This is a genomic window from Pedobacter sp. GW456-11-11-14-TSB4 (genome assembly GCF_059424425.1).
Window position 1 is genome coordinate 30424 of the sequence record NZ_JBWKZK010000007.1, and the last position, 13944, is coordinate 44367.

Below are 13944 nucleotides of genomic sequence, written 5' to 3' on the forward strand. Positions count from 1 at the left end.
GCTTAATAAAAATCTTCGCTAAACTATTTATAAACGGCTATTTTTTGCCGCCAAAAACTTTAGAGATTAACCAAATAATCAAGGCCAGTACAATTACAACTATAATTACGCCCGACCAAACGCCTGCTTTAAAAATTCCTTCAACTAAATCACAACTGGTTAAAGTTGTACAAACTAAGGCAATTGCTGCCAATGGGATATATCTTTTCATAACAATTCTGTTTAATTTTTTAAATAAACAGCCTAAATCACGAATAGTTTGAAATAAAAAAGTCTGCTCTAGTGAACAGACTTTTTGGTATAAGTATTTTAGCTATTTTTTAGTTTACTTTGATTAACTCCACTTCAAAAATCAATGTGCTGTAAGGAGGGATCTGACCAGCATCTCTACTTCCATATGCTAATTCATAAGGCACAAAGAAACGATATTTTGATCCTTCAGTCATCAGCTGTAAACCTTCTGTCCAGCCACTTATCACTTGGTTTAAACCGAAAGATGTAGGTTCTCCTCTTTTATATGAACTGTCAAATTCAGTTCCATTAAGTAGCATTCCCTTATAATTTACAGTAACTCTATCTTCAGCCGAAGCTGGTTTTGCACCAGTGCCTTGGGTTAAAACTTCATATTGTAGTCCGCTTGCAGTGGTTTTAATACCAGATTTGGTTTTGTTTGCAGCTAAAAAGTCTTTACCCTCTTTAATCTGAGGTTCAAATTTTTTCATTTGTTCCGCCTCGCGTACTTTGCTAAAACTCGCAAACAGACTGTTTACGGCTTGTTGGCATTGCGCTTCTGTTAATAACGGATTTGTTTTAGCAAAAGCATCTTTTAAACCTTTGTTAAACAGCTCGTAATTTAAGGTATTCATTCCGCCAGATTTAAAGCTGCTGGCTACATTTATACCCAAGGCGTAACTAGCAGAATCAAGTTTATTATTGAATAACTTAGCTTTAACTACTGGTTTAGTAGCGGTTTTCGTAGCAGTAATAGGCTTTTTAACAGTTGTAGTTTTTTTTGCTGCAGTTTGCGCATTAGCATTAATGGCAAATAGCGTTACAACCGATGCAATGATTATTTTTTTCATTATTAAAATTTAAAGGCGAAATATAAGCAAAAAATAAGCACCTTAAATAAATGAGGTGCTTATCAATAATTCAAAAGCAGATTTACTTAGAAACGCTCATCAGCTTTAAAGAAGAAATCTCCTTCGATTTGAGCATTCTCATCAGAATCAGAACCGTGTACAGCATTTGCATCAATAGATTTTGCATATTTCTGACGGATAGTGCCTTCAGCAGCCTCAGCTGGATTAGTTGCACCAATTAAATTTCTGAAATCTTCAATTGCATTGTCTTTTTCTAAAATAGCAGCAACGATTGGCCCAGAAGACATAAAGCTCACTAAGTCACCATAAAACGGGCGAGATTTGTGTACTTCATAAAACTTTCCAGCAGTTTCTTCTGTTAGTTTGGTGTATTTTAAAGCAATGATTTTAAAACCAGCGCTTGTGATGTCATTTATGATTGCGCCAATGTGCCCGTTAGCTACAGCATCAGGCTTAATCATGGTAAATGTTCTATTTGTACTCATTTGGGTTAAATTGAATTTTTTGCAAAAATACAATTCTTTAACTTAATATTAAAGCTAATCCAATAAAAGCTATCTATTATACCTAAAATTATTAGCTTTGCAGGCGAAAAATTATGATATCACTTTCAGAATTAAAAACTTTACTGGCAACACCACAGAAAATTGTCATTACAACTCATCATAAACCAGATGGCGATGCGATGGGTTCATCTTTAGGTTTATATGCATTTTTAATTCAAAAAGGGCATCATGTTACGGTTATTACCCCTACAGATTATCCTGATTTTTTACATTGGTTACCAAACAATAGCAACGTTGTTATTTATACCGAAGATGTAGAAAAGTCGGTTAATTTAGTAAATGAAGCTAGTTTAATTTTCTGCTGTGACTTTAATACATTGAGTAGAATTAATGATTTAGGTGAGCACATTCGCAATGCGGGAGGTTTAAAAGTGATGATTGACCATCATTTAGATCCCGAAGACTTTGATGATTACCGCCATTGGGATATTAATGCTTGCGCTGCTGCTCAGTTAGTTTACGATTTTATTGTAAATGTTTTGGGTGAGGGAGAACTCGTTAAAAAAGATGTGGCAACCTGTTTATATACAGGTATCATGACAGATTCTGGTTCTTTCCGTTTTCCATCAGCAACCTCAAATGTTTATCGCATTGCGGCAGATTTGATAGATTTAGGTGCAGAACATTGGAGAATTCATCAGTTGGTATATGATAACGCATCAGAAAACCGTTTACGTTTCTTAGGACATTGTTTATCTAACAAATTAGAAATTTTAAGAGATTATAATGTAGCTATCATTACAGTAAATGCCGACGAACTGAAACAATACGATATTGCTACTGGAGATACAGAAGGGATTGTTAATTATGCATTGTCAATTAATGGAATTAAATTAGCCGCTTTTATTATAGAAAGAACTGATAAAGTTAAATTATCTTTGCGCTCAACTGGAGATTTTCCGGCAAATGAGATTTGTAAAAAATATTTCAGTGGCGGTGGTCACAGAAATGCAGCCGGTGGTGCTTCTGATAAGAATTTAGCAGATACGATTGCCGATTTTAAATCCATTTTACCTGAATATAAAACACAATTATTACAATAAAAATAAAATGAGAGGTAGCTCTCAATCAAACAAAAAAATAGAAAATGAAAAAAAGTTTAGTAATTCTTTTAGCAGCTACCTTAGGTTTAGCAGCTTGTAATCAAGAGAAAAAAGGTGCTGGTGGTTTATTATATACTATCCACAAATCAGAAAACAAAGAGAAAATTAAAGAAGGCGACATCATTAAAATGAATTTGATTGTTAAAAATGATAAAGATTCGGTTTTCTTTAGTTCATACGACAATGAGATGCCACAAATATTTATGGCACAGAAAAAAATGTATGCTGGAGACCAAAATGATGCGTTGGCATTACTAGGTGAAGGTGATAGCGCAACTTTCAAAATCAATTTAGATACACTTGAAAAATACACTAAACAACCAAAAGCTGAGCAATTTAAAAATGATAAATTTCAAACTTTTGTAGTTAAAATAGAGAAAGTATTTAAAAAGAATGCAGGTGAAGTAGATTCAGCATTCCAAAAAAGAGCTAATGATTTTTTCCAAGCAGATTTTAAAACCACAATGGATAAAATTAAAACTGGTGAAGATGCTAAACTTAAAAAATATATCGATGACAAAGATTTAAAAACTAAAGTTTCTGCAAGTGGCTTACATTACGTCATTACTGCTCCGGGCTCTGCAGAAAGACCAGCTTTGGGCGATACTGTTGAGATTAACTATACTGGTAGCTTAACTAAAAAAGGTCAAGACGGTAAATACAAAGTTTTTGATACCAGCGATGCTAAAATTGCAAAGGAAAGCGGTTTAGATAAAATGCAAATGGGTAGAACTTATGGTCCAACCAAAATGGTTTACGGACAAACTGTACCTGGTTTTACAGAAGCTATTTCTTTAGTAGGTGTTGGTGGTAAAGCTACTGTAATTATGCCTTCTAAATTAGGTTATGGAGAACAAGGTAATCCTCAAGCTGGTATTGGTCCATATTCGCCAATAGCTTTTGATATTGAAATTGTTAAAATTATCAAAGGAACAACTCCTCCGCCTGCACCAGTGCAACCATAATATATAAGATTTATAAAAGCCCTGCTTGGTAACGAGCAGGGTTTTTTTATGCAACACGATTTACATCAATAAACAAATAAAAAATACCTTTGCATATGCTGTTAACTGACACCCACACTCACCTTTATTACGAAACCGATACAGAAAAGCAAAATTTATTAATGGAACGTTGTTTTGCATTTGATGTTAAGCGACTTTTTTTGCCAAATGTTGATGTGAAATCTATAGCCATGATTGATGATTTGGTGTCAAAATATCCTGAGCATTGTTTTGCAATGGCAGGTTTACACCCATGCGATGTAAAAGAAGATTATGAAGCGCAGTTAGCTGAAATTTATAAAAGCATAGCCGATAGAAAAATTTTTGCCATAGGCGAGATAGGAATTGATTTATATTGGGATAAATCTACTTTAAGCATACAGCAAGATGCGTTTAAAAAACAAATAGCTTGGGCCAAAGATTTGGGTTTGCCCATAGTTATTCACTGCCGTGAAGCTTTTAATGAAGTTTTTGAAGTTTTAGATTCTGAAAAGGACGAGAGACTAAGAGGTATATTTCATTGTTTTACAGGAGATATTGGGCAAGCTAAAAGGGCAATTGATTTAAACTTTTATTTAGGAATAGGTGGTGTTGTAACCTATAAAAAAGCTGGTTTAGATTTGGTTTTAGCCGATATTCCTCTAGCTAATATTGTTTTAGAAACAGACTCTCCTTACTTAGCCCCAGTTCCTTATCGTGGTAAACCTAATGAAAGTAGTTATCTAATTCATATCGCCCAAAAGGTAGCAGATATTTATAGTTTAACTTTGGAAGAAGTAGCAGAAGTAACAACTGAAAATTCGAGGAAGGTTTTTGGTGTTTAAGGTTTTCTTCTTATTTTTTTGGCTATTCTTAAAGTTATCTAGTAAAATCTATCACTTAACCTCACCCTATGAAAGTTGGTGGTTTTCGTTAAGGCATTGCATCCCTCTCCTTCAAGAGAGGGAAAGTTGAGGCAGCTCTACAGCTTTACGCAGAGTTCATTAAATCCCTCTCTTTAAGGAGAGGGAAAGCAGAAAAGAAGTAAATGTACAGAATGTTGTAAGGGTGAGGTAAATATCTAATATTAGCACTCTTCAGTTCTTTGCGGTTGATTGCACACTTATTTCCTTATATCTCAAAGTTAAAAAACTTATCTTTGTTACGTATGACAAAAATTCTAATCATTTATACTGGCGGTACAATTGGGATGGTAAATGATGCCAAAACGGGCACACTTATTCCCTTTGATTTTGAACAAATTCAAGAAAATGTTCCTGAATTGGCCCGTTTAGATTATCAATTATCTGTGCATTCTTTCGATCCTATCTTAGATTCATCCAATATGAATCCAGAAATTTGGGCAGAGTTAGCAGAATTAATCAAAGATAAATATGATGAATTTGACGGATTTGTAATCTTGCATGGTTCAGACACCATGTCGTTTACTGCAGCAGCTTTAAGTTTTATGCTTCAAAACTTAGCAAAGCCAGTGGTTTTAACAGGTTCTCAATTGCCAATTGGCGAGATTAGAACAGATGCTAAAGAGAATCTGATTACTGCTTTAGAAATTGCAGCTACCAAAAAAGATGGTAAAGCAATGGTGCCCGAAGTTTGTGTATATTTCGATTATCAGCTTTTTAGAGGTAATCGATCAATCAAAAACAACTCCGAAAAATTTGAGGCTTTTTCATCTCCAAATTATCCCATTTTGGCAGAAGCAGGCGTGAATTTAGATTTTTTTCCAAACTATATTTTACCAACTCCAACTCAGCCATTTCAAATTCATACACAGTTTAATGCCAATATTGGGGTGCTTAAAATATACCCAGGTATTACAGAAAATGCAGTAAAGGCGATTACAGAATCAGCAGTTAGCGCAATTGTTTTAGAAGCATTTGGTTCTGGCAATACTACCACTGCAGCATGGTTCATCAATTGCTTACAAACTGCAATATCAAAAGGCAAAATCATTGTAGATATTTCACAATGCAAAGGTGGTTCTGTACAATTAGGTATGTATGAAACCAGTAGAAAACTACAGCAAATGGGTGTGTTAAGTGGTTACGATATGACTTTTGAAGCCACAGTAACTAAGCTGATGTATTTAATGGGTTTAGGTATTTCAAAAGATCAAATCAGCAAACAAATGGAAATTGCTATTGCCGGAGAGCTGACAAGTTAGGGAATTGGTTCAATTGTTCATTAATTCAATTGTTCATTCGTTCAATTGTTCTTATATCAATCTCACATCTCACATCTCATATCTCACTTCTCACATCTCAATCCAACATCTCAATAAAGTAAAATTGCTGCAATTATGACTACAATCATTCTGCTATAAAAATTTATAATCTTATTTTTGTTGATTAAGTCTTGATACAACATACTCGCATCTTGATACTTGATACTCACTACTTGATACCAAAGGATGAAAATAGAACAAATATATACAGGTTGCCTTGCAGAAGCTGCTTATTACATAGAAAGTAACGGAGAAGCCGCGATTATTGATCCGCTCAGAGAAGTTGGACCATATATTAAAAAAGCGGAGCAAAGCAGTGCGAAAATCAAATATATTTTCGAAACTCATTTTCATGCCGATTTTGTATCTGGTCATGTAGATTTGGCAGAAAAATCTGGTGCTACAATTGTTTACGGCCCAACTGCTCAAACAACTTTCAAATCGCATATTGCAGTAGATGGAGAGGAGTTTAAAATTGGCAATCTTACCATCAAAACCTTACATACCCCTGGTCACACATTAGAATCTACCACTTATTTGTTGTTCGATGAAAATGGTAAACCACATTGTATCTTTAGTGGCGACACCCTTTTTATTGGAGATGTTGGCCGACCAGATTTAGCGCAAAAAGGTGAATTAACGATGAATGATCTGGCAGGAATACTTTATGATTCGCTGCACAGTAAAATCATGAATTTGCCAGATGAAGTAATAGTTTATCCTGGTCATGGTGCAGGTTCGGCATGTGGTAAAAGTATGAGTAAAGAAACTTTCGATACACTTGGTCACCAAAAAGAAGTTAATTATGCGTTAAAAGCAACTTCAAAAGAGCAATTTATAAAAGAAGTTACCGATGGTATTTTGCCACCGCCACAATATTTTGCCAAAAACGCAGCTCTAAATAAAGGTGGTTATACCAATATGGATCAGGTTTATCAGCAGGGTTTGCAAGCACGTTCGCCTCAGGCTTTTGAAGATATTGCCAACCAAACTGGAGCCTTAGTTTTAGATACCAGAGATCCTCAACAATTTGCAAAAGCATTTGTGCCAAATTCAATTAATATCGGTTTAAATGGCCAATTTGCACCTTGGGTGGGCGCTTTAATTACAGATCTAAAGCAAGAGATTTTATTAATTACCGACGAGGGAAAAGCAGAAGAAACCATTACGCGTTTGGCTCGTGTAGGTTACGATAATACAATTGGTTATTTAGCTGGCGGATTAGAAGCCTGGGAAAAAGCAGGTAAGGAAACAGATAATATTACTTCCATAACGGCAAGTGAATTCGAAAAAGCAGTAAATGATCAGCCAACTATCCATGCCTTAGATGTGCGCAAGCCTGGAGAATACGAAGCCGAACATTTAGAAAATACCCTAACCCGGCCTTTAGATTACATTAACGATTGGACACCAAAGTTAAAACCTCAAGAAACCTATTACATTCACTGCGCTGGTGGTTACCGCTCAATGATTGCCGCTTCTATTTTAAAAGCTCGTGGCATAGAAAATGTAATTGACATCGCAGGCGGTTATGGCGCAATTAAAGAAACAAATTTAAAACGCACCGATTTCGCTTGTCCGAGTAAGGCAATGAAGGTGTAATTTTTGTAGAAAAACATTGTAAGTTATGCTTGGCAAATTCAGCCCTGCTTTACGCTTTATTTCGGGGTAGCCACAAGGGCAACCCCTACATGTTCGCTACAATCAGGTTTATCATTTAAAGCAACAATAAATTGGCAAAAATCTTCCCCTCAAATTCGCAATATGATGTACTAATTATTGGTGCTGGTCCAATTGGTTTGGCTTGTGCAATTGAAGCTCAAGATGCAGGTTTAAGTTATCTAATTGTAGAGAAAGGCCCTTTGGTAAACAGTTTATACCATTACCCGGTATTCATGACCTTCTTTTCTACTTCTCAAAAACTAGAAATTGGAGGGGTTCCATTTGTGAGCATCAGCAACAAACCAAACCGTAATGAAGCCTTAGAATATTATCGCAGAGTGGCCGAAAAATTTCAATTGAACATTAATTTATTTGAAGAGGTTAAGCAGCTTACACAGCTATCTGCAAATGACTTCGAAATTGAAACTGCTAAAAAAACATATCAGGCAAAAAATGTAATTATTGCTACTGGTTTTTACGATGTGCCAGTAATGATGAACATACCCGGCGAAGAATTGCCAAAAGTGAGACATTATTACCAAGATCCGCATTTGTATGCTTTTAGTAAAGTGGTGGTTATTGGGGCTAACAATTCAGCAATTGACGTGGCTTTAGAAACTTACAGAAAAGGTGCTGATGTTACTTTGGTTATTCGTGGTAGCGAAATTGGTTCTTATGTTAAATATTGGGTTAGGCCAGATATTGAGAACAGAATAAAAGAAGGCGAGATTAAAGCCTATTTCAATAGTGAAGTTTTAACTATTAGCGATAGCGAGGTTCAAATTCAAACACCTGAGGGAAGCATTTCTATTGAGAATGATTTCGTTTTAGCGATGACAGGTTATCAACCTAATTTCGCTCTGCTTAAAAAGTTGGGAGTAGAGTTAGATGAAAATCAATCGCCTGTGCACAACCCAGCAACGATGGAAACCAATAAAAAAGGTTTGTACTTAGCTGGAGTAGTTTGTGGCGGCATGGATACACATAAATGGTTTATCGAAAACTCTAGGGTACATGCAGAGCAGATTGTTAAGCATATAACAGTGAGTTTTGAGGGAGTTAATAAGTTATAAGCATTTAAATGCACTATAAATTTAAGGCAGTAACTCTGCTAACTTTTTTCTTAATGCTTCACCTGATAAATTTTTGGCAATGATTATTCCTTTATCATCAATAAGATAACTAGTTGGAAATGAATTTACGCCATAAATAACCACAGCTTCATTTCTATTCCCTTTTAAATCACTTACGTTTTCCCATGGCAGTTGGTCGTCATTAATAGCTTTTAGCCATTGTTCCTTATTATTGTCTGCTGCTACACCTAAAATTTCAAAACCTTTACTTTTATATTCATTGTAAGTTTTAACAAGATTTGGGTTCTCCTCTCTACATGGGCCACACCATGACCCCCAAAACTCCAATAAAATATATTTTGCCTTTATAGCTGATAATTTAACTTTCTTGCCTTGCGTGTTTGTTTGCTCAAAATCTGCAAATTTATTTCCGAGTTTAATTTCTTGATTTAAAATAAGATATTCATTAATTCCCTTTCCAAATGACGACAATTTTTGCGCTTTGGTTAAGTTCTGATATAACTCTTTTGTCTTTTCTTTTCCCCATGTGGAGGCATAAACATATAAAATATTGGTAGCGAAAAAAGAGTTTGGATTGTTTGCTACATAATCTTGATATATATCTTGTTCTTTAGATCTAAATGCTTTTAATTTATCCCAAACATCTATTGTTTCTTTACCTTTTTGTCCTTTTAATAAACTGCTTAAGCTATCTTGCAATTGAATTAAACTATTCAACTTTGATTTAAAATTTTCAGCCTCAGTTTGAGTAATGGAGCCTTTTATAATTGCTTTTTTGAATTCTCCAGCTCGTAAATTAATAGTCATTTCTTTGGGTTCAACCCATAGAGTGGTATAGTTTTCATAATTTTCCGTATATAATATCATTTCCACAGCATCGTCATCAATATTTCCTTGAAGCAAAAATTTGCCATTTAAAATTAAAGAAGAGTCTATTTTTACATCTGATGTACCTTTTCTTACGAATATCCATTTACTATCCTTTATACCAATCGTAGTTCCATTGATTTTAAACTTTTGAGCAGATGCTGTGAAAAATGGATAAATGAATAAAAAAAATATAACAGTCTTTAAAAACAAATTTTTCATTTTTATTATCTTGATAAAGTATAAATTTTAATAATATGATAGGTACTTGAAATCCGTAAGCAAGTAACTGTAAATTTAGAAATTTTTTCCTATCGGCTGGTGTCTCCACCAGCCGAAACTACGCAACTATACACAATATATTTGTGTTGAGATAATGCCAGTAGCCGTATTTTTAAGGTCTTCGACTACGCTCAGACTGACAAGAACTGCAGCTACCCCAAAACATGATGCGCTAAGACATTTTGCACCTCATAAACATTTACCGATTTATTAAATTTCTTTTTGATGCTCGGCATGGTTTCACTAGAAATCCAGATTTTAAGTTCAGCTTCTAAATCAAAGGTACCTGCGGTTTCTACACTAAATTTCGAAATGCTTTTGTAAGCAACTGAAAGATATTCAGTTTTACTGCCTGTTAAACCTTGTACGTCAATTAAAATTAAACGCTTGTTGGTAAAGATAAAAGTATCTCTAATCAGCTTAAACCCTAACTCAATTTCTTCGCCTACAATTAATAGCTGACCATAATTTTTCTTTAATTCTTCTGGGCTTACTGCACCTGCATTACCCATTAACGATGAAAATATTCCCATTTTTTTGATTTTTTTAAACCACTAAGGCACAATTACGCAAAGGGCCAATGTTCTATTTAATTTTTGTTTTTTGCACTTACTTTGTTATATAAACCCGACAGCAACGAAAATCTTTTTTGTCATCTGAGCTTGTCGAAGGACAAAAAAATTGTAGTGTATGGCGGGACTGATTTTGCCAAGAACTACTGAAGAACTTTTTCTAATCATTCATTTTTTAAACCGCAAAGAAACAAAGTACGCAAAATGATGTTCTTTCCGCTTTGGTCTTTAGTCTTTTACCTTTAGTCTTCCTGCAATAAACCCATCCATCGCTTTTTGTGCGCCAATTATATCTTTGGAGGTAATGGCTGAGCCCAAAACATGGTTGGCAACATTTGCTAAGGCAACTTTTTGTTTTTGAGCTGTAGGCGTACCCAATTCATCAAACATTTTAAGCATTGCATCTACACGTACCACAGGATCTTGCTCGGTTTCGTTTTTATAATAGTACAACATTAAAACAGGTTGTTTTACTTGTGCAAACAATTCTGGTGTCATTGCAGTTTCTAGCAATTCTTCTAGCTCAACCAATGATTCTAACCTATAGTTGGTGTACCAAAACTTTTTATAAGCTGCGGCTCTTCCATCAACTTTACGTTCATCGGCACCAACAACTTTACGTGCAATTTGTAAACCCCATGGATCATTTAGCATCCAAGCGTTTTTATCATTAATGGCAATATTTGGCGATAATAAAACCAAACTGTTAATTTCTGGGTAAGTTGCCGCCAGTTGCAAAGCCAAAGTGCCGCCGGTAGAGGTGCCCATTAAAATTACCTTTTTGCCCAATTTTTTGCCTATTGCATAAGCTTCTTGGGCCGATTGCCAAAGTCGATCTGCAGTAAAATATTGCATTGGTGCAATGGTGTCAATCCCATGATCGGCCAATCGGGCCAGATATAAATTTGCATTTAATGCTTTTGCTAGGTATTGGTGAGCCGGATTACCTTCTTCTTTTGAAGCCGAAAAACCATGTAAATAAACAATGGCATATTCAGTTTGAGTTTGGTTGGTGCTATCTGCCCAAATAACTTCGGCATTATTGCCCGGCTTTATTTTGTGCTTAGCTTCCTGTTGATCAATATAAGCTGTTAGGTTTGCTAACTCTGCAACTTTAGGCAGTTCTTTTTGGTAAATTGGAGCATTTGGTTTTGGTCCAACTAGGTATACAATTGCCAATGCAAAGGCTATTGTAACCAGAATGTATAAGAATTTTTTCACGTTAATTAATTTGATTAAAAATACGCTTTTAATAAGTAAGTTTGCAAACACATTTTTTAAGCCGAATGCCCGGAATAAATCAGATTAAACAGCCCATTGCCGCCGAGATAGATGCTTTTGAAGTAAAATTCAAAGATACTATGCGTAGCGATGCCCCATTGTTAAATCGAATAACTCATTATATTGTTAAAAGAAAAGGTAAACAAATGCGACCAATGTTCGTGTTTTTTGCTGCAAAGCTGTGTGGTGGCATTATCGAATCTACTCATAGAGGAGCTGCTTTAGTAGAGTTATTGCATACGGCAACTTTGGTACATGATGATGTGGTAGATAATGCTTACGAAAGACGTGGCTTTTTTAGCATTAATGCCTTATGGAAAAATAAGATAGCGGTTTTAGTAGGCGATTATTTACTGGCCAAAGGATTATTATTGTCGGTAAACAATAGCGAGTTTGCTTTGTTAAAGATTGTGTCTACGGCAGTGCAGCAAATGAGCGAAGGCGAACTTTTACAAATTGAAAAAGTACGCCGAATGGACATTAGCGAAGAGTTATATTTTGAAGTTATACGACAAAAAACAGCTTCGTTAATTGCTTCTTGTTGCGCTTGCGGCGCTGCTTCTGCAGGAGCAGATGAAGAGACGATTGAAATAATGCGATTATTTGGCGAAAAAGTAGGGATCGCTTTTCAAATTAAAGATGATACTTTTGATTTTGGTACCGATGATGTTGGCAAACCGTTGGGTATTGATATTAAAGAGAAGAAAGTTACGCTTCCGCTAATTTATGCCTTAAATAATGCAGAAAAGCCAGAGCGCAAGAGGATCATTAATTTGGTTAAAAATCATAATGACGATCCAAAAAAAATACAAGAGGTTATAGATTTCGTAAATAGTAAAAACGGAGTGCAATATGCTAACGAAAAGATGTTAGCCTATCAGAAGGAGGCTTTTGATATTTTGTATCAGTTTGAAGAAAGCGATGCCAGAACTGGATTAGAACAATTAGTTAGATATACAACAGAACGTAAAAAATAATGTCGAGCGAACTCTTATTTATAGGCGGTTTTTTAGTCTTTATTGTGCTTATTTTAGCCTTAGACTTGGGTTTGTTTAGTAAAAAAGACCATGTTATAAGCTTAAAGCAAGCTGGGATCATGAGCTTTATTATGGTAACGTTAGCGCTTGGTTTCTATTTTTTGTTGATAACCGAAGGACAGCAATTACATGGCATTGATAGTTATGCTAAATTGCAGCAAATTGTTAAAGCTCATAAACATGCCATAACTTTAGTTCCTGGAGATTTTGATGCAAGTTTAAAAATATACAATCAAAATCTTGGGATTGAGTTTTTAACTGGATATGTAATTGAATACGCTCTTTCGGTTGATAATATTTTTGTAATCGTATTGATTTTTTCAGCTTTTGCTGTTCCAGAAAAATACTATCACAGGGTTTTATTTTGGGGGATTTTAGGCGCAATCATCATGCGCTTTATCTTCATTTTTGCTGGCGCTGCTTTAATTAATCAATTCTCTTGGATCTTATATGTGTTCGGTGCTTTCTTAATTTTTACAGGTGTAAAAATGTTTTTCTCAAACGATGAAGACGATAAAATAGACACTGAAAAGCATCCCGTAGTTAAATTTGCTTCTAAATTTTTTGCTATCCATCCAAAGTACGAAGGCAATAATTTTTTCCATAAAATTAACGGCAAAAGGTTTATTACACCCTTATTTTTGGTATTGCTTATTGTAGAATTTACAGATTTAATTTTTGCAGTAGATTCAATCCCCGCTATTTTTGCGGTAACTAAAGATGCTTACATCGTATTCTTCTCTAATATTTTTGCCATTATGGGCTTAAGATCAATGTTCTTTTTATTGATCAATATCATTCATAAATTCCATTACCTTAAAACTGGCTTGGCATTTTTACTAACCTTTATAGGAGTTAAAATGTTGGCTCACCATTACCTTAAATTATGGGGATTTACTACCGAGCATTCGTTGTTTATCATTCTGTTTATCTTAACAGCTAGTGTGGTGGCATCGTTAGTATTTCCTAAAAAGAAGGCGCATAGTTGAGTCAGTGTTGTGGCGGTCGTCATATCGACGGAGCATAGTGACGAGATATCTTTAATAAAAGAACTAGTTTGTGAATTGGTTACAATCTTTTAATTTCTAATAGTGAATTTTATAAGAAAGAGATTTCTCCTCGCAAAAAACTTGTTCGAAATCACGCAAG

General features: G+C 34.9%; 14 protein-coding genes. 8 read left to right on the plus strand and 6 right to left on the minus strand.

All coding sequences use genetic code 11. The features are described 5' to 3' along the window. Positions 1-37 precede the first annotated feature (37 nt). The 3 genes from AC07XU_RS17430 to AC07XU_RS17440 form a co-directional block, all read right to left on the minus strand. Positions 38-211, minus strand: a complete 174-nt coding sequence (locus AC07XU_RS17430; RefSeq protein ID WP_494944910.1) for a hypothetical protein — start codon at positions 209-211, stop codon at positions 38-40. A gap of 109 nt (positions 212-320) precedes the next feature. Next, on the minus strand, positions 321-1082 hold the full coding sequence (bamJ, locus tag AC07XU_RS17435) for a BamJ family beta-barrel-assembly machinery protein (RefSeq protein WP_494944911.1): 762 nt from the start codon (positions 1080-1082) through the stop codon (positions 321-323). Between the two features lie 86 nt (positions 1083-1168). Further along, positions 1169-1588: a nucleoside-diphosphate kinase gene (locus AC07XU_RS17440; protein WP_494944912.1), complete on the minus strand. Its 420-nt coding sequence runs from the start codon at positions 1586-1588 to the stop codon at positions 1169-1171. A 113-nt stretch (positions 1589-1701) separates the two neighbouring features. On the opposite strand from AC07XU_RS17440, the gene AC07XU_RS17445 reads away from it, so the two are divergent. The 6 genes from AC07XU_RS17445 to AC07XU_RS17470 all read left to right on the plus strand — a co-directional run bounded on the left by AC07XU_RS17445 (position 1702) and on the right by AC07XU_RS17470 (position 8735). Next, positions 1702-2712, plus strand: a complete 1011-nt coding sequence (locus AC07XU_RS17445; protein ID WP_494944913.1) for a DHH family phosphoesterase — start codon at positions 1702-1704, stop codon at positions 2710-2712. 44 nt (positions 2713-2756) lie between these two features. Next, on the plus strand, positions 2757-3737 hold the full coding sequence (locus AC07XU_RS17450) for an FKBP-type peptidyl-prolyl cis-trans isomerase (protein ID WP_494944914.1): 981 nt from the start codon (positions 2757-2759) through the stop codon (positions 3735-3737). Between the two features lie 95 nt (positions 3738-3832). After that, positions 3833-4600, plus strand: a complete 768-nt coding sequence (locus AC07XU_RS17455) for a TatD family hydrolase (protein ID WP_494944915.1) — start codon at positions 3833-3835, stop codon at positions 4598-4600. 323 nt (positions 4601-4923) lie between these two features. Beyond that, the gene (locus AC07XU_RS17460) at positions 4924-5940 is read left to right on the plus strand and encodes an asparaginase (RefSeq protein WP_494944916.1); all 1017 of its coding nucleotides are present in this window, start codon (positions 4924-4926) and stop codon (positions 5938-5940) included. Between the two features lie 246 nt (positions 5941-6186). Then, a complete protein-coding gene (locus tag AC07XU_RS17465; RefSeq protein ID WP_494944917.1) occupies positions 6187-7602 on the plus strand; it encodes an MBL fold metallo-hydrolase in 1416 nt (471 codons plus the stop codon). A 131-nt stretch (positions 7603-7733) separates the two neighbouring features. Further along, on the plus strand, positions 7734-8735 hold the full coding sequence (locus AC07XU_RS17470) for a YpdA family putative bacillithiol disulfide reductase (RefSeq protein WP_494944918.1): 1002 nt from the start codon (positions 7734-7736) through the stop codon (positions 8733-8735). Between the two features lie 21 nt (positions 8736-8756). Here AC07XU_RS17470 and AC07XU_RS17475 read toward each other — a convergent pair whose 3' ends face one another. The 3 genes from AC07XU_RS17475 to AC07XU_RS17485 form a co-directional block, all read right to left on the minus strand. Further along, on the minus strand, positions 8757-9845 hold the full coding sequence (locus AC07XU_RS17475; protein ID WP_494944919.1) for a redoxin domain-containing protein: 1089 nt from the start codon (positions 9843-9845) through the stop codon (positions 8757-8759). A gap of 212 nt (positions 9846-10057) precedes the next feature. Further along, positions 10058-10438: a PH domain-containing protein gene (locus AC07XU_RS17480; protein WP_494944920.1), complete on the minus strand. Its 381-nt coding sequence runs from the start codon at positions 10436-10438 to the stop codon at positions 10058-10060. A 267-nt stretch (positions 10439-10705) separates the two neighbouring features. Continuing rightward, complete coding sequence (locus AC07XU_RS17485; protein ID WP_494944921.1) at positions 10706-11698, minus strand: alpha/beta hydrolase; 993 nt, start codon at positions 11696-11698, stop codon at positions 10706-10708. Positions 11699-11763: 65 nt separating this feature from the next. Here AC07XU_RS17485 and AC07XU_RS17490 point away from each other — a divergent pair, with 65 nt between their 5' ends. Together AC07XU_RS17490 and AC07XU_RS17495 are read left to right on the plus strand one after the other, a co-directional pair. Continuing rightward, a complete protein-coding gene (locus AC07XU_RS17490; RefSeq protein ID WP_494944922.1) occupies positions 11764-12735 on the plus strand; it encodes a polyprenyl synthetase family protein in 972 nt (323 codons plus the stop codon). Next, entirely contained in the window at positions 12735-13784 is a 1050-nt protein-coding gene (locus tag AC07XU_RS17495) for a TerC family protein (protein WP_494944923.1), read from the plus strand. Before AC07XU_RS17490 ends, AC07XU_RS17495 begins: the two co-directional genes overlap by 1 nt. The last annotated feature ends 160 nt before the right edge of the window (positions 13785-13944 follow it).